The following is a 17468-nucleotide window of genomic DNA, read 5'->3' as shown; positions in this document are numbered from 1 at the left end:
TGGGGTATTATGTTAATTTTAGGGGGATTAACATAATACGCAGATTTGTATATATTTTTAATTTTCGGTAGCTTATATTTTTAAGAAGCATATTAATACTTTTACTTACTAGGTTGTTAGAAATACCAAGTGTTTTTTTGTAATTTCCTTATAAATGTTGGTAGGCTAATTTTTTTGTGGACCAATAGGAGTATTATTGTAAAAATTATTTATTATTGGAGTCGCATTTCCTTGAGAACATCTTTTTAAGAGAATGATGTCATTATTAATTTTCTCAAAAGTTACATTAATATGAAGCATAGACCAACTTAAGGTTTTTTTCTATTTTTTTCTTAAAAAATTAATAAATTAAATATAAAAAGCAGTATGTATGATTTATCTTTTAGAGTTTTTGTTTAAATATACCATTTGAAGAACCACTCCATGGCAACGATTTAATAACGCATTTATTTCTTCTACTTCTAAAGAAAAGTTGATTATTCATCTTTGATAATTACTTGTGTGCAATAATAAAAGGATTATTTGTTGTCTTTCAGAAGAGAATTTTTAACTAGAAGAGCAATGAATATTAAGCCTAACCCTACGATAAGAGTTGCAATAAGACGGTCGTATCCTATAGTGCTTAAACCTCCATATCCAAGTGGTGTAAAAGTCACGATGCTAAAGTATAATTCATTAAAAATATCTATATTCTCTTTATTTAAATAATGACAAAATGGGATTAACCAAAAATACAATGCTGATGAAAAAATAACTACAAAACCAAAAATAAATAAGAAGCTCTCTAAAATCGTCCTATAGGAGTTATCAAATAGTTTTTTGATGCGGCTTTCTAATCTTGGAATTAATGTTTGTTTTTTAATATCGTTAGAAAATTTGTTACCCCTAATTTTTTTAATGAAAAAGGCTGGTATGCGAAAGTGATATCAGCCTTAATTCACTGTAATTGATTTTAATTACCGTGATATTTTCTTATAATAATCAATGATAACATATGTGTCGTATGACCATTACGTGTCAAGAGACAGAAACGTTGTCACTAGTATTCTTAAATAACTCAATGAATAAATATATACCTTGTGAGGCATAATGACAGCAAGTATGACACAAGATCTGTCATTATTGGTATTCTATTACTCGTAGTTTGTCTTTTCTATAATTAAGAATTTTTTAATGACTTTCAGGTTTCTTAAATGAAAACTTACGCTTCCTTAATACATTCACTTCCTTTCTTTGTTGATGAGGTCTTTTAGTAGTTAGTGGCCTACTTTCTAATTCTTGCAGAAGAGATAAAGGTAAAAGATCAGATAGATTTCTCCCTCCCCAAGTTACCTTTATATCGCTTGAACTCATGATACGGGAGGTGACTAGTTGGTAGATTTGCTCTAAACGATGTTTTTCTGTAGTTATAAAACCTATGGGGACCGTAATAGAGCTAGTTTTACTAGGATATATATGAAACTGAATTACAGCTAAATGATCAGGAATAATAAAGCATTCAATGAAATCAGTTATAGATTCACCTTGCAATGAAATTGCATTAGGAATTCTATTCTTATATCTTTTTTCGTGTAAAGCTTTGTCTTCATTTTGAGGATTGAAAAGTAAAGTAATACAACCAGGTTCATCTTTTTGGGTGAGCTCTTTTTCCATACGTTTAGCAAATTCATATAGTTCTGTACCATTTGCACCCCATAACGGTAATTTACTAGAAAGCCATAGTGCAGGTGGGAGTGCCTCAATCTCATTATTAGTGAAAATATATTTAATTTCACTAATGATTCTCTTTAAATTTTTTTCTAAATAAATTGGTCCGAGCATCCCACGTGTTAATTGATTACCATAACCCGTTTTTTTGTGCTGTCTATCTTTTAACCACCCTGAGAAATTGAATTGTTCATTCTCTATGTATCTTTTTAACACATGATCGTCAACAAGATCACAATATTCACTAAATGACGTGCCAATATTAAGTACTTCAAGACTGGCAATATAGTCAGATATGCATGATTCCAATTCATTTGAAATTATATATTGTCTTGTTGCACTGCCACCTTTGACTTCTCTAGTGAGAATTGGTTCAAAACCTTCAGATGGTTTTAGCTTTACTTCAATATCAATTGGAATTTGTAATGGCATTCCTTTTTCACAAGACATAATTTTGTATAATCGAGTCTTTTTTATTTCATTTTCACTTCTTCTACTATACTCAAGATGTGCTCGGAATTGAGAACTAAATGACTGAATAACATCATTTATGCTAATTTCTTTATGTTGGCCCTTGGATACCTCAAGTAATCCATATTTACTAGCACTATTATGCTTTAAGCTCGGTAATAATCCTAAAGTAAGTAAATCAAAAACTACAGTTTCAGTTCTCTCTTCAAAATTTGTTAAGGATATTGTCTCTGAAATATCACCTCTTACTTTTGAGTTTAATAAAGGGGCCGCTGTTAAATTGCCATCATTATTAACTATAGCTAATTTCTTTTGAAGTAAAGAATCAATTAAAATTTCACACTCTCTATATGAAAGACCAAAATATTCACCTAATTCAGATGGGGACAACTCACCGAATAAAATTAATAAACGACAAGAAAAATCTTCGACAGCAGGTAATGCTTCTTCATTAGTCCATGCGCAAAGGATTTTATAGCTTTTAGCTGGAAGAAGAATGGAAATAATATTTCCCAATCTATCAATACTATCTTCATCAATATTATGTTCAAGCATTTGTAACTACCCCATTAATTTCATCTGCTTTAAAATATTGGTAGTTATTTTCACCAGAACTAATTTTTTCAGAGATGTATTCATGTACTCTACTTAACGCTGAGTCATTTTTGTGAGAGCTCCACATTTTGTGAGAGCCTACAATTACTAAGCGTTCCTGAGCTCGTGATATTGCGACATTTATACGCGAGTTATCTTTCAAAAAACCTTGAGATAGTTGGATGTTGTCTCGTACTAAGCTTAAGATAATTATAGAATTTTGTTGACCTTGATATGAGTCAACAGTATCAATTTTGATTAAATCTCGTATTGGTCTTGCCCATTCAGCTTTACTTATTTCATTTTCAATTTTTTCTTTTTGAGTTCTATACATAGTGATAATACCTATAGGAAATGCCTGCTCATTATTTACTAATTTCTTTAGTTCCTGGATAGTATTATCTTCACATAGGCCTTTAAGAAGAGTACATATACAATTTAATTCATTAATATTATAGTATTTACCAGAACCATCATTTAGCTCTCCAAAGTCACTAGCACTATCAATCCATGTGACTGCTTTATTAAGTGGAGATTTTAATAAATTAAACCATTCTTCAGAATCATCGCGCCCGGTTTTTAACTGACCATTGTAAAAACAGTGAGAAACTATATCTCCGATTGGCTTAATCATACGGTATTGTGTATTTAGAGTGATTCCTTCAGTCACCTTAAAAGCTCTTTCAAAGTCACTTTCCGTAAAAATATCGATATTTGAATTGATTTTTTTTGCAGCTAATCGTAACTGTTCTTTTTCGTAGAGTGGAGGCAATTGTTTATGATCTCCTACAAGTAGAACCCGTCGAGCAGATTGCATTGCAATCAATAATTCTGATGCTTGGGCTCGGCCAGCTTCATCTATAATTACCCAATCAAACTCTACATTTTCAATTTCAATTTGCTTTTTTCCAATACCAACTAGAGTTCCACAAACTAATTGTTTTGATTTAACAAGGAATTTATCATAGTTAGCTTCTCCTGTACGAAGAACTCCCATCCACTCTTCACTTAAAAATAACAGTCCTTTTAGTCTCTTTAATGCAGCTGGGTTATTTATACTATATAATTCTGATGTGTGATTAGCAATTTGTTCCCATAGGTCTGTACTAAAATCCAGGTTCAAGTCTTTATTAAATCTAGACATGACGATACTATTTAAATATTCTTTTTTAGTTTTTATAGATACCTCATATTCATCAATTTTTTCATTTTTTAAATGATGCTCTTTTTCTTGTTCTAAAAGGCTTTCATATAGCTTTAAGCTATTAATTAAAGGGGCAAGAGAGCGGTGTAAGTTTGTTAGTTCATCTATTAGCTCAATGGGCAATAATAAATGTCTTGATAATGCTCTAACTCTTTGCTCATACTCACGATGAAACTTGTGAAGAATTTGTCTTTGTAAAGCAGTAGGGTGGGTATGCATTAACTCAGTATCGATCATTGATTCATGACCAATTCTAACAATTTGTAAGTCATATTTTTTACTGTTACAAAGTTCTCTAGCTTTTATTGCTACATTATCAACTGCCGTATGAGATTGACCAACTAGTAGAATATTACGTACATTTTCTTTTACAAATAGGTAATGTATGAACTTACTAATAAAAGAAGTTTTACCTGTTCCTGGTGGACCTTGTAATACACAAATAGGATCACAGGATAACAGATATTTGAATGCTTCAACTTGCTGTGGATTCATTTCTGAATTAGGTGAGTCATATAAAGAGCGAATTTCAGCTTCTGAAATTTTTTTATCTAAAATGTTAGTTTCACCTTTATTATTAATATCAAAGTAATTTGCAAGATTATTTATTATCGCCTCATTGTTTATAACACGATTTAATGCCTTATTTTTACGATCGCGAGAGGCCTTGCTCTTAATTGATTCTAAAGAAATTTCTTCTCCACTTCTGATAAGATGCTTATTAAAACTACGAGAAGGCTTGACAGCAATATAATTTAAATTTGTTTCCGTTAGATCGAGTTGGCCGATCTGAAACTCTTCATCACCTATATAAGCATGTACAGTATCATCAAGATCAAAATCTATATTTTGGGTTAGTGGTTGTAAGTACCTGATTAAGAAATTTCCTGTTTTACTTTCCTTAATATCAGGGCTATCAATGATTATTTTGAATCTTAGCTCTAGCTCTGTTTCAGATAAAGCTTGCCATGCCTTTGATATAGGGATATCAATTTCTACTAAATCTTTAGTAGTAGTTTTATCAGTAATATGATTTTTATCTAAATCGGAATATTTTTTTTCTAATTCATCTAGAACAATATCAAGAGATAATAGTATATTTATTAACTTTTGGTCATTTATTTTATTTTGTTTTTCATTGATTATGGATAGGTTTACAGCTAAAACTGCCTGTGATTTTGAAGATGCCGATACCAATTCTGAAAATGAAATATTGGGAATATAGTTTAATCTATCAATTGTTCTTTTTTCAGGATTCAGCTCAATTTTTAGCTGCTGTTTTGTTCCTGTTATATAGCAATCTAAAATGGAACTATTGAACCTATTCCACTTACAATTGAAGAAGTAATTATTATTTTCCTGAGAAATTTGAGTTAACTGAGGTGGGAATGATTGGTGTTGCCTGCTTAATTGTATGAGCTCTTGGATAGGTAATTCTAATATTTCAATATTTTCATTTTCTAAAGCTGTGAGCAGCGGATCTAATGAAACTGGTACTTGATCTTTACAAGAAAACCCGATATTAATTTCTTCTTGAATAGTTGGTAAACTATCATCGATGAACAACTCTTTTATTAATTTATATACTGCGTATCTATCACGACCAAATGAGTCTGTAATAGCTGGGTTAACAGGGCCGTACTCAAAATTAAAAGGTTCAGACTCTAGACTAAAGTCAATCATATCTATTAAGTAAAGCTCAATGTTCTCATCGACTATATTTAAAATAATATTCTGTGGATGCAAGTCTCCATGTGCGATACCACGGTAATGACAATTAGCTACAGAGGTAATTAAAATTTTAGCTAACTTTTTTTTACTATCTAAAGATAGATTTTTTAGATGGAAGTTGTCCCAAGTTACACCATCAACATATTCAGTTATAACGAATAGTGTACCTGAGGAAGGTGAGTATCCATAATCATGGATTGAAGGAACTGAGAAGTTATTATTATTTAGGGCTTCAACTCTTTGCTTAAAATTGAGAACTTTTCGAGTTTGGCCTAAATTCTCATTATTGATTTGAATATTATTCCAGGCTTTACATAAGTAAAGTCTGTCTTCTATTGATATTTTATATTTGAACTTATTACCAGAAACCGTGCTTTCACCAGAAGGAGGATATTTCTGATAAAAAGTAAATGGGTTCCAGTCACCTTTGTAAAAACTGCCTATCTTTATACTAGATAATAAATCACTATAACTATTGTGTTCTAACTCATTTTTTGTGAGCTTATTAAATTCTGCAAGCATGTCTGAAGTGATATACGCTGAATTATCAGGAGACTTTCCCTTGGGAGATTCTAGGCAGCCAACTTATAAAAGTCTTCGGCCATTTGATTTGGTGTCTTAAAACCCAAACCCTTTTGAATTCTTCGATGATTATAAAATAATTCAATGTATTTTATAATATCTGCTTTGGCTTCTTCTCTGGTTTGATAGTTGTAATGATGCACTAACTCATTTTTCAGTATTCCCCAAAAGCTTTCAATCGGTGCATTATCGTAACAGTCTCCGCGCTTGCTCATTGAACCTTGAAAACCATATTGCTCAAGTATATTTCGATATTCATGGCTGCAATATTGACTTCCTCTGTCTGAATGCACAATCAGTTCTTTGGTTGGTTTTTGATTGTGAATAGCCATATTTAGCGCATTACAAACAAGCTGTGCTGTCATGCGCTCATTTAAGCTATAGCCAACCACTTGCTTCGTGTAAAGGTCTTTTACCGCTGCTAAGTACAGCCATCCTTCAACAGTCCATATGTACGTAATATCACTTGACCATGCTTGATTTGGTCTAGTCATTGAGAATTGTTGCTCCAGCAGGTTTTCATAGATCGCTCGATTATGGTCACTATTCGTAGTCCTTTTAAAACGCTTGTGTCGCTTACAATACAGGTGGTTCAGCGCTTTTATCTGACGTACAGCGTACATACTCATTTTTATGCCCTGAGCTTGTAAGTATTTGGTTAATCGAATATAACCATAGCTCTGCCTTGTCTCCTCATGGGCTATTTTCACCAATATCGTCTGTTGATTTCGTTGAATCGTTCTTTTGCTCACGCCTCTCTTGAGCCAATCATAAAAACATGAAACTGAAACATGAAGTAATCGAGCCATTAAGGTAATTGGAAAAGAATATCTTTTTTGTTTCATATAGGCGTACCTTACTGACTTTCTTTGGCAAAGTACGCTGCTGCCTTTTTTAAAAATTCACGTTCCATTTCAGCTATTTTGAGCTGTTGTTTGAGTTTTTTATTTTCTTCGAGTAGAGCGTTTAGATCAGGTGAATACTGTTTTGTACCTGCTAAAGTTCCAGCCTTTGCTTTGGTATTCCAATTTGAAAGAGTTTGCATTGAAATGCTAAGTTGTCTAGCTGTTTCCGAGACATTGCCTTGATTGGCTTCAATTAATTTGATGGCTTCAGCTTTAAATTCTGTGGTGTAAGTCTTGTGTTTCTTGCTCATGGTAAACTCCTGATGAGTGTGTTTAGTTTACCAAGTTAAAACCTCCTGTTTTTTCAGCACACATCAGAAGCATTAGCGAACCTTTTTTCAGGTTCCCAATCTAATGATTTTTCAAACCATGCATCTAGTTTTCCGTTAAATTTGTCATGTTCACTTTTAGACCATACAGGAACACCATCTTCTTTGATAATTTGCTTTCCATCGAAACATATTTGATATGCCAATGCTGCAAGCATAAACACATCAATTTTGAATGGGTCTTTAATGTCAATGTTATAGATATCTTCAGGAAGCTTTATATGTGAACTTTGTAATAAGGATCTGAGATCTGAAATAGTTCCTTTCTCTGGAAAAAAAGCTGAGGAAAAACCAGAAACTAATATACAGTTTTTATCTGTAGCAAACCACATATTATGAGAATCAATATCTCTGTGGCTAATCCCTGCACCATGTAGTTCCGCAAAAGGTACAATCAGTGATCTTATAGTATCAATAATCTTATCTTCGCCCCAGTTAGGAGCATTTAAGCTGATAAACTCATCAAGTCTTTTATATGTTTTTCTTAGTTCATATAGTTCAGTTGTGTCCTCCGTTATATCTTCTATTCCAAGCGGAACCAATGAACGTAGCATATAATCTGCAGATTTGTTATCAATATCCCTAATAAAGCTATTTATTCTCGATTCTCTGAGAATGATTTCTGACCATGCTTTTTGATTTGACCTTGCAATTCCTAGATTGTTTAAGTTCCATCTTCTTAATAACCCAATATCTGGGTTTTCATAATGATGACCTCTATATTCTATATAAAGATCCTCTCTATGTTTAAACCATTCATCTTTTGCTGCGATATAATTATGATATTCAAAATCTTTTGGTTTTATATTTGGTCCAGAAAAGAATTCTTCAAATATTTTGAGTGATTCAGGATTGTTTGGTCTTAAGAAACCCTTGCCTCGATTGGTCTCTGACTCAAATAAAAATGCTATATTTGTGTTTTGAGTTAAACTTTCATATCCTTCAGTTTTAGCAATTGTCAGAAACTCATCTATAGTGTGAACAAACTTACGTTCCATAGTTGAAAGGTGTTCTGGAGTAGCATTACCACACAGAACTACGTGAGCTTCAACATGCGGGGAATAACCTTTTAATTTATGTTTTAGCTCAAGCTCTAATAGTTTTCTGACTCTTTGAGCATGAACCCTTTTAATTTCATAAGGACTTTTCCCTCTGGAGCGTCCGTTAATATACCATTTACCTTCACTACTTTCTAATTTACCATTCCACTCTTTTAATTCAACTAAAAGGAACCGATCATGTGTAATGATGAGGACATCTATGTCCATAGAGCCCTGATCATCAATTATTAATAAACTAGCATATGCTTTCCAACTACTACGAAGCTTTTCTTTCATTAATGCAACAGCTCGGGTTTCACTTGCATGTAACCCAGTACCCCCTAAAATTCTAAGATCCATAGTTTTTACACTCTCAATTTTTAGCAAGAACTCATTTGATTTGATCAGTTTTATGAGTTAAATTTTATTTAAAATTGTTTATCCTAACTGGATTTATGTTTTTAGTCTAGATCGTTTTTAGTAATAACTTAAAATAACATAAGAAATATTTATTGTTTTAGTTGTTGTACCTAGTAAATATTAGATATTTAGAAAATACTAATTGTAAATTCTAGTGTTTACAGCAGTTGTTAAGTTTTGGAGTGATTAATTTTGATATTTTTTATTGTAATGTTTGGCCTTTTTTTAAATAAAATTATTTTTCAATGTTGATAGTGGTGAAATATTTTTAAATAAAGGATTGAAGAGTAATTTGGATGGGAGGCTAGTAGATTTTTAAATTTTATTAAAAGAATTATGATAAATGGAAGCCTTATAGTGTTAGTAGAATTGACTTTCCAAATCCAGAGTTATGTCAAAGACTAGATTTAAAATATCATAATGGCGATCCAGACTTATATGATATTTATGGAGTAGCATCTATTTTTAGAACATTCAAAACTGATATTGGGAATTTGACAGGTCATTTATCATATTTGAGAAAAGATCTTTTCCAAAAATATCTGACGGAAACTGGACAAACTTTTATATGGATATTATGGGGGGAGCGGAGACAAAACTATAAAGGTGGCGTTGAAGTATATGAATATTTCAAAACTAAACAATATCGACATAAACAAGTTTATATTTGGAAGGATGATCAAATAGTTAAATTAGATTTATGATATTAAAATTTAATTAAAGAAAAAACCGCCAATTTATAGCGGTTTTTTTTATAAATGACAATTTATGTGTCGCGTGACGGGTGATTCAACTTACCAGCTTAACGCACCACCAGTTTGGTAGTCAGTTACACGCGTTTCAAAGAAGTTCTTCTCTTTACGCAAGTCCATCATCTCAGACATCCACGCAAACGGGTTGGTTACACCAGCAAATTGCTCAGGTAAACCAAGTTGCGCTAAACGACGGTTACAGATGAACTTCAAGTATTCTTCCATCATGCTTGCATTCATACCCAATACACCACGTGGCATGGTGTCACGCGCATATTCGATTTCAAGCATGGTGCCTTCAAGAATCATTTGAATCACTTCTTCTTGGAACTCAGCCGTCCACAAATGTGGGTTCTCGATCTTGATCTGGTTGATCATGTCGATACCGAAGTTCAAGTGCATAGATTCATCACGCAAGATGTACTGGAACTGCTCAGCAACACCATTCATCTTGTTACGACGACCCATACTCAAGATTTGAGTAAAGCCACAATAGAAGAAGATCCCTTCAAGAACACAATAGAATGCGATCAAGTTACGCAATAAACGTTGGTCGTTTTCAGGCGTACCCGTGTTGAACGTCGGATCACTTAAAGATTGAGTGTACTTCAAGCCCCACGATGCTTTACGTGCAACACTTGGAATCTCGCGGTACATGTTGAAGACTTCGCCTTCATCCATACCCAAAGATTCGATACAGTATTGGTAAGCGTGGGTGTGAATCGCTTCTTCAAATGCTTGACGCAAGATGTACTGACGGCATTCAGGGTTGGTAATGTGACGGTAGATCGCCAATACCAAGTTGTTTGCAACCAATGAGTCCGCAGTCGAGAAGAAACCCAAAGAACGCATGATGATGGTGCGCTCATCTTCAGTTAAGCCATTTTCAGACTTCCAAAGCGCGATATCATGGTTCATGTTGACTTCTTGCGGCATCCAGTGGTTTGCACACCCGTCAAGATACTTCTGCCAAGCCCACTCGTATTTAAACGGAACAAGCTGGTTTAAGTCTGCGCGACAGTTGATCATTGCTTTATCATCCACCTGAACACGCTGTGCACCCATTTCAAGCTCTTCCAAGCCTGGTGCAACGTCGAGGTGTTCTAAGGCAGCAGATGCTCGTGCCAACGAATCGGTGGGATTTGTTGATCGCACGGAATTGGTTCCAGCGGGTTGTGCAGCTGCCACGCGCGGCGATGATTGCTCTGAATCAGATACCACTTGCGTATTAGTCGTTTTTTGCGAGTCGATGGTCGCAGACTTGTGTTCAGGTGCAGTCGGTTTTTGCGAATCATCTTCAAAATCGTCCCAACTAAGGATAGACATATCAATTCTCTCTTCGTTGCTTTATATCTTTTATTTAGACATCTCAAGCAAGGAGATGTCCTACTATACGCTCAATTTGTGTAAGCAAAATTAAGTTTTATTGATTGAATTTTAAAAAGTGACCAATGGCACTGACAATCCCTAAGACTTATTTTGATTACGCTGTTGTCTACGTATTTTAAAAAACGCGTAAACGAGGGGGATATAAAACACTAGAAAGGCACAAATCAGAACAATCACACCAAATTGATAATTATGACTGAGATGGAACATGATCGATGCCTCTATAGGAACCTCTCTTGCGGAGCTTTAGTTGCTCCTCACCTCTCCTAAACGGAGAGGGAGTTTGTTAAGAGAGGAATAAAATTACTGACATTCTATTGATGTTAAAAATGTATACATTAAAAAAATCCTTTATTTACATTTGGATAGTTACCTATCCTGAATAAAAATAATGAAAAAATGTATACATTCTTTCAAACCAAAAATTTGATGCCATTTTATATCAACAAGCATTTCTACAAAATACGCTTCAATATCTGTTTAAACATCACAGAATGATGCTTTGGCAATTATTATATAGAACACATTATATGGTGTATATACTCTTTAAAAAATCTATATCTTGTGGTTAATGCGTAATCAAGTCACCAATAGGTTCTTACAAGATATTGCAATTAAAGGTGTTACAAGTTTCTCCGTATAGTACACAGTTATAGGAAAAGAAGATTTTTACGTTTAGCGAAGTATACAAATTGAAAAAACAATAAAAAAATAAGAAACAATGGAGGAAACGATTAATAGATTACGGCCTGTTAGGAATTACTGAGTGTTAATTTGCAAGTAATGGCTCTTGCGGATGTGTTTGATTATATCGAAATATTCTACAATCGAATCAGACGACATTCGCATCTCGATGGTATGACCCCAGAAGCATTCGAGACAGCTTCAAAATGAAGGCTGTCTCGTGTCTAAGATACTGGGAGCAGTCCAGTTAACGCATTGATAATGCAGTACCATTTAAAGTATCGCGTATTGTCATTTTTTAAAGGTCTCTGAATCAAGAGTAACGATTACTTTTCTTAGTGTATTTTCAATCACTAGTAGCTAAGATTTGAGCAATATTATTATTTTTTTCTATAAGAAAAATATTTTTACATTAGCAAATTGGATATAGATTATTTAATTTTTGTTACAATGAAAAAAACAACATATTGTGCTTTTAAGAAAAAAATTACTATATATTGTGTTTAAGGTTAAATTTAGATTAATTTTAATATGTCAAAAGAGCATGTAAGTCATAGTACTTTAGTTAGGTTCGCCGAAGAAAAAGTCAATCTACCTAAAGATAAAGCTAATGAGTATAGAGCACAAGCTAGAAGGTTGCGTGAAAAATTAGAAGGCTATATATCCGAGCATCAAGATTTTTCACTTAAACGTTTACAGTTATCAGGAAGCTTAGCTAAAGGTACAGCGTTAAGAACTTTAAATGATATAGATATGGCAGTTTATATTAGTGGTGCAAATGCTCCCCATCAAATAAATGAACTTTTGGACTATTTGGCTGAAAAGCTACGTAAAGCTTTTCCAAACTTCACTCCTGAACAAGTTCAACCACAAACTTATTCTGTTACGGTTTCTTTTAGGGGTAGCGGTTTGGATGTTGATGTTGTTCCTATCTTGTACAACGGTAAGCCAGATTGGAGAGGTAATTTAGTTAGTCAAGACGATGGTTCATTTTTAGAAACCAGTATACCCCTGCATCTTGATTTTGCACGTAAGCGTAAGAATGTTCATCCCACTCACTTTGCACAGGTTGTAAGATTAGTAAAGTTTTGGGCTCGACGGATGAAACAGGAGCAAGAAGGTTTTCGTTTTAAATCATTTATGATTGAATTAATTCTAGCAAAACTATGTGATAGGGGAGTAGATTTTTCAGACTATCCAGAGGCATTACAGTCATTTTTTACTTATATTGCTACTTCAAATTTAAGTGAGCTAATATTTTTTGAAGATAATTATAAAAAATCAGATATTTCTGATTTCAATGATCCTATGAAGATTATTGATCCTGTAAACCCTAGTAATAATGTTTCTAATCTCTACGATAGGAACAATATAAATAAAATTGTTGAAGCCGCAATGGATGCTGGTGATGCCATAGATGCAGCTCTTACTGCACCCACCAAGCATGAAACTGTTTATTACTGGCAAAAAGTATTTGGCCCATCTTTTCAAGGTTAAGGTGATTAATATGTCTTCCTATTCTTATACTCAATCAGAAACAACAACATTTACGCTTACTCACGCTAAGCATATAGCCGCTAAAGTAGCAACTGATCTTAAAAGGATACAGAGGTTCTATCAATCTCCTAATGATGGGCATATTGAACAATATCAAAATGAGATTATCGCATTATTAAAAGCAGGTTATTTAGAAAAGGTTACTTACGGCTTCAAAAAAAATGGTGCTTTTATAGAGCCAGCTATAAGTTATACGGCTCAGGAGCTTAGTCAAAATCAGTCAGTCAATGATGATGATCCTGGCAAGATTCGGCCAGGAGCTAATATTATAGGTGCTACTTTCTCAAGCTACTTAATATACAGTTCTAAGTGGCATGACTTAACTTACTCTCAACAGCAAGAATTTGAGAAAAATTTACCTTTCCAAAGATCTGAAATGCCAGAACCCGATATTAACGGCTATTTGGAAAATGATCGTACTTATTCAGCAGGTGGAAGAGCTTTAAATCGCTCAAGTGTTAGGAGTTTCTGATGACAACTAGTAATACCATAGATACGCTCTTTGAGCATCGTGCTAGTTACCCTGATTTTGAGAAAAAAGAGCGTCTTGATCGTTTGGTGGGTTTAGATGATAAAAAAGATCGCCTTGCTAAAATGATTGGCATGTTAATTGATAAAACTAGACTTAAAAGATGGTTAGAACATTATCATCCAGAATCTGATTTAAATCTTGATAATCTTCTACGTCGTCCTCCTTTAGTAGTACTTTCTGGAGATGTAGGATCAGGAAAAACCGAATTAGCTGAAACTATCGGGGATCTAGTAGCACGTCAGAATAATATTGATCTTATGTTGTTTCCTCTTAGTCTATCTACTAGAGGGCAAGGTCGTGTTGGAGAGATGACGCAACTTCTAGCTAGTGCATTTGATTACACTGTTAAAGAAGCAGAAAAATTAAAGTCTCAAACTTCGAGTAAAGCAAGGGGTGGCATTATTTTATTAATAGATGAAGCTGATGCTTTAGCGCAATCTAGAGAAAATGCCCAAATGCATCATGAGGATAGAGCAGGAGTAAATGCATTTATTAGAGGTATTGATCGCATAGCTAATGCTCAATTACCAGTAGTAGTGATTATGTGCACTAACAGATTATCTGCTTTAGACCCTGCTGTAAGACGCCGCGCTGCTGACATTCTAACTTTCCATCGCCCAGATGAGATTCAACGACGCTCTTTGCTTGAAAAAAATTTAGCGCCCTTGAATGTATCTTCTCAGGATATTGACCGTTTGATTGAGATTACTGGTGGAAAAAACAATTACTCTATACCTTACACCTTCTCGGATATTACTCATCGTTTAATTCCAAATATTATTTTAAATGCTTTTCCTTCAAAGCCAGTAAATGGTAGTGATGCTATCTCTTTAGCAGAAGCCCTCATGCCAACCCCTCCTTTTCAAGATAAATCCATAGTGTAAATTAACAAAGGACTCATCTATGACTCAAGCTGTGACTGTTAGAAGAGATGGTGATAACTTCCAAGCGAGGATATTCTGGCTATATGCAGCTCGTTTGCTCGATATGGATAGTCCAGTTAAAGAAATAGGATTTGAGGTTGGGCCTAAATGTTTTGATGATATTTGGGTGGAATATGATGGTACAAAAAGCCCTAAAGATCATTTAGGGCATCCAATATTGAGAGAGCATATCCAATGTAAATGGCACGTTACGCCAGACCAATATAGATATACTGATTTAATAGATCCAGAGTTTATTAATGCTACAAGTAAATCTTTTATTGAGAGGGCTTATACTGCTCAAACTACTTACGGAAATGATGAAGGTATTGGAGTTCAATTCAAACTTTTAACTAATTGGCGCGTACATATTGACGATCACTTAAAGTCTCTAATCAGCACTCGTGCTGGAAATATACGTACCGATAGATTATTTTTTTCCAAAACAGATGAAAGTAAAGATGGAAGAATAAGAAAAGCATGGCGTGAACATTTAAATATAAATGATGAACAGTTAAAAAAATTTGTACATGCCCTAGCGATAGCAGAGCGAGCTGATCCTTTAAATGCTGTAAGAAATCAACTTGATGATTTATTTGCTTTCGTGGGCTTAGAACGTGTTCCTATGAGCCTTAGTACCTTTCACTATGATGATCTAGCTTTCCAATGGATGGCTCAAGGTAGAGACAAACTAGATCGTCAAACTTTCAGACAACTCTGTGATAGTGAGGGTTTATTAACTAAAGGCAGTAATCGTCCGATAATATATGGTGTTAAATCATTTCAGCATCCAATTGATAGATTAGAAAACCGTTGTGTGAAAGTTTTAAATTTAATTTCTGAGTTTAATGAGCGTGAAATTCGTAATCAGGATGATTGGTCTAAAAAATTATATCCTGAGCTTAAAAAATTCTTGCTTGAGGCTGTACAATCTACAGATACAATAAAATTGGTATTAGATGCTCACTCAACGTTAGCTTTTGCAGCGGGTTCAATTATTAACATTAAATCAGGGATAAAAGTTATTATTGAACAAAGAACCATTAATAAGAATGATTGGTTTATTGGCGATAAACAAACTGATTCTAACTGGTCAGATTGGAAATTTGACTGGAAATCTGGCCAAGAAAAAGCTGAAGATATAGCTGTAGCTATTTCATTAACTCATGACATAGAAAAAGATGTACTAAATTATTTAGCTTCTCAGTGTAATATAAAAGAAGTTATGATTGCTAAGTTGAATAAGGATGCTGGTAATACATCTGTAGAATGTGGGCAACATGCTTTTGAACTTGTAGAAAAATTAGTTAAACAAATAAATTCTCATCAAGAAAGACCTAAATCAAGATTACATATTTTTATTGCTGCTCCAAATAGCTTCTTATTTTATTTAGGTCAAAGGTTACCTAATTTAGGTAGTGTAGTACTATATGAATTTGATTTCGAGGGACTAGTACATGGTGGTTATGTAAACTCCTTGGCTCTTCCGATAAAAAAAATTGAACAGTCCCTTTAGAGGGAGGGCAACTTCATGTGTTCAACCATGAGAGAAAATATTAAATGAGATAGACCTATATAGCACTTAACCTGAGAGTCTGAAAGCTTTTTTAAATTATGGTATTTCTTCTACATAGTATGCATGAAAATTTAGGAATTCATGCTACAAATATTACAAAATAAACTGATCAGTCCTCGATTTATGATAAATTATTGTTATATTTTTTGTTCTTCATATTTCTGTATATTTTTTATTAATTGATTGGTTCTTAAAGACCAGCTTTTATCTGGTTCAAATCCCATTTTTTTCATGAATTTTTTACAATCTGTATTAGGTGAATCAATTGTTAGAGTTTGATAATCATATTTTTCTCCAAATATTGAAATTATCTTTAATATTTTAGTGCCAACTCCCTCCTTGGTTTGTTTTAGCATAATACGTGAAATAATGATTTCTTTTCTGTCTTTCAATTTTATTAGTTTTACATATAATTCATTTGATTGTTCTCTTGTATCAATATAAATTGTTGAGTGATTATCATAACTGTTAATTTTAGCATATATTTTTTTTCCGTCTAAATGGGTGGCTTCTATTAAAATCTTAGTTAATAGTGTCTTTAAATAATTTAGTTCAATTAATGATACTTCTGATTTCATACTATATTGTTTCCTTTTTTCCTTAAATTTTAGAAAATTCAATCTAAATATAAAGTTTTATATTTAGCTTGTGTTTTTCGTTGAATGCATTGGTATTGGTCTGTTTAACTCTTCTACGGTAATTGCTTTATATGCAGCATTTGTAGCCCAGACAATGAATTTTTCGTTGAGTAGATTATTATCATTCTCTAATCGCTCAATAGTTTTTTCTAACTTTTCAATTTTTTCTAAAGCTGTCTGCAAAGCATGATTGCCAAAAATATTTCTACTATTTCTATCTGGGTTTTCATCCCATCTTCTTTTGTCCCATGCGTTCTTGAATTTTGCGTGTCTTAATAAAGCGGCTTTCGTATATTTGTGACCTAGATCTATTTCGAGCATAGCTAGAAAACGAGGCCAAGTCAGTTTTCCAGTCCAGCCATCAAGTAACTTTAAAGCAATATCTATTCTTTCATTCGTTAATCTTGGTGCAGTAGCCATAAATGATATTAATC

The 17468-nt window shown here is 33.5% G+C and carries 13 protein-coding genes and 1 pseudogene; 5 read left to right on the top strand and 9 right to left on the bottom strand.

All coding sequences use genetic code 11. From position 1 onward, the window contains the following. Window positions 1-518 precede the first annotated feature (518 nt). The 7 genes from F907_RS19490 to F907_RS18580 all read right to left on the bottom strand — a co-directional run bounded on the left by F907_RS19490 (window position 519) and on the right by F907_RS18580 (window position 11334). Window positions 519-752, bottom strand: a complete 234-nt coding sequence (locus tag F907_RS19490) for an ion channel (RefSeq protein ID WP_373866227.1) — start codon at window positions 750-752, stop codon at window positions 519-521. Window positions 753-1170: 418 nt separating this feature from the next. After that, a complete protein-coding gene (locus F907_RS03860; protein WP_016652964.1) occupies window positions 1171-2733 on the bottom strand; it encodes a hypothetical protein in 1563 nt (520 codons plus the stop codon). Further along, on the bottom strand, window positions 2726-6229 hold the full coding sequence (locus F907_RS03865) for an AAA domain-containing protein (protein ID WP_016652963.1): 3504 nt from the start codon (window positions 6227-6229) through the stop codon (window positions 2726-2728). Before F907_RS03865 ends, F907_RS03860 begins: the two co-directional genes overlap by 8 nt. A gap of 50 nt (window positions 6230-6279) precedes the next feature. Beyond that, window positions 6280-7445, bottom strand: a protein-coding gene (locus F907_RS03870; protein WP_085944217.1) for an IS3-like element ISAba22 family transposase whose coding sequence is annotated in 2 segments (ribosomal slippage) — window positions 6280-7187 and window positions 7187-7445 — 1167 coding nt in all. Because the reading frame shifts where the segments join, the coding sequence is not laid out codon by codon here. A 53-nt stretch (window positions 7446-7498) separates the two neighbouring features. After that, complete coding sequence (locus tag F907_RS03880; protein WP_016652962.1) at window positions 7499-8923, bottom strand: NERD domain-containing protein kinase family protein; 1425 nt, start codon at window positions 8921-8923, stop codon at window positions 7499-7501. Window positions 8924-9777: 854 nt separating this feature from the next. Beyond that, a complete protein-coding gene (locus tag F907_RS03885) occupies window positions 9778-11061 on the bottom strand; it encodes a ribonucleotide-diphosphate reductase subunit beta (protein WP_016652961.1) in 1284 nt (427 codons plus the stop codon). A gap of 141 nt (window positions 11062-11202) precedes the next feature. Then, complete coding sequence (locus tag F907_RS18580) at window positions 11203-11334, bottom strand: hypothetical protein (RefSeq protein WP_004655460.1); 132 nt, start codon at window positions 11332-11334, stop codon at window positions 11203-11205. 573 nt (window positions 11335-11907) lie between these two features. Between F907_RS18580 and F907_RS18575 the strand changes: the two are divergent. The 5 genes and pseudogenes from F907_RS18575 to F907_RS03905 all read left to right on the top strand — a co-directional run. Then, a pseudogene (locus tag F907_RS18575) lies at window positions 11908-12018 on the top strand (IS3 family transposase); the annotation flags it as partial. Between the two features lie 321 nt (window positions 12019-12339). Further along, on the top strand, window positions 12340-13305 hold the full coding sequence (locus F907_RS03890; RefSeq protein WP_004777378.1) for a CBASS oligonucleotide cyclase: 966 nt from the start codon (window positions 12340-12342) through the stop codon (window positions 13303-13305). 10 nt (window positions 13306-13315) lie between these two features. Further along, on the top strand, window positions 13316-13837 hold the full coding sequence (locus F907_RS03895; protein WP_004777377.1) for an HORMA-1 domain-containing protein: 522 nt from the start codon (window positions 13316-13318) through the stop codon (window positions 13835-13837). Continuing rightward, window positions 13837-14781, top strand: a complete 945-nt coding sequence (locus tag F907_RS03900) for an AAA family ATPase (protein WP_004777375.1) — start codon at window positions 13837-13839, stop codon at window positions 14779-14781. The genes F907_RS03895 and F907_RS03900 overlap by 1 nt, the downstream gene beginning before the upstream one ends. A gap of 19 nt (window positions 14782-14800) precedes the next feature. Further along, window positions 14801-16336, top strand: coding sequence for an SAVED domain-containing protein (locus F907_RS03905; RefSeq protein ID WP_004777373.1), 1536 nt, complete (start codon window positions 14801-14803; stop codon window positions 16334-16336). A gap of 197 nt (window positions 16337-16533) precedes the next feature. Here F907_RS03905 and F907_RS03910 read toward each other — a convergent pair whose 3' ends face one another. Next, the gene (locus tag F907_RS03910; RefSeq protein WP_004777372.1) at window positions 16534-16974 is read right to left on the bottom strand and encodes a hypothetical protein; all 441 of its coding nucleotides are present in this window, start codon (window positions 16972-16974) and stop codon (window positions 16534-16536) included. A gap of 63 nt (window positions 16975-17037) precedes the next feature. Continuing rightward, complete coding sequence (locus tag F907_RS03915) at window positions 17038-17454, bottom strand: hypothetical protein (RefSeq protein ID WP_004777371.1); 417 nt, start codon at window positions 17452-17454, stop codon at window positions 17038-17040. Window positions 17455-17468 lie beyond the last annotated feature (14 nt).

Origin of the sequence: Acinetobacter colistiniresistens (assembly GCF_000413935.1) — a bacterium.
Lineage (GTDB): Bacteria > Pseudomonadota > Gammaproteobacteria > Pseudomonadales > Moraxellaceae > Acinetobacter > Acinetobacter colistiniresistens.
Note: the sequence above shows the minus strand (reverse complement) of the source record. Positions and strands in the feature narration are given on the sequence as shown.

Coding starts and splice junctions, on each gene's coding strand:
- F907_RS03860 (WP_016652964.1), bottom strand. CDS start 2,733: ATGCTTGAACATAATATTGATGAAGATAGTATTGATAGATTGGGAAAT.
- F907_RS03865 (WP_016652963.1), bottom strand. CDS start 6,229: ATGCTTGCAGAATTTAATAAGCTCACAAAAAATGAGTTAGAACACAAT.
- F907_RS03880 (WP_016652962.1), bottom strand. CDS start 8,923: ATGGATCTTAGAATTTTAGGGGGTACTGGGTTACATGCAAGTGAAACC.
- F907_RS03885 (WP_016652961.1), bottom strand. CDS start 11,061: ATGTCTATCCTTAGTTGGGACGATTTTGAAGATGATTCGCAAAAACCG.
- F907_RS18580 (WP_004655460.1), bottom strand. CDS start 11,334: ATGTTCCATCTCAGTCATAATTATCAATTTGGTGTGATTGTTCTGATT.
- F907_RS03890 (WP_004777378.1), top strand. CDS start 12,340: ATGTCAAAAGAGCATGTAAGTCATAGTACTTTAGTTAGGTTCGCCGAA.
- F907_RS03895 (WP_004777377.1), top strand. CDS start 13,316: ATGTCTTCCTATTCTTATACTCAATCAGAAACAACAACATTTACGCTT.
- F907_RS03900 (WP_004777375.1), top strand. CDS start 13,837: ATGACAACTAGTAATACCATAGATACGCTCTTTGAGCATCGTGCTAGT.
- F907_RS03905 (WP_004777373.1), top strand. CDS start 14,801: ATGACTCAAGCTGTGACTGTTAGAAGAGATGGTGATAACTTCCAAGCG.
- F907_RS03910 (WP_004777372.1), bottom strand. CDS start 16,974: ATGAAATCAGAAGTATCATTAATTGAACTAAATTATTTAAAGACACTA.
- F907_RS03915 (WP_004777371.1), bottom strand. CDS start 17,454: ATGGCTACTGCACCAAGATTAACGAATGAAAGAATAGATATTGCTTTA.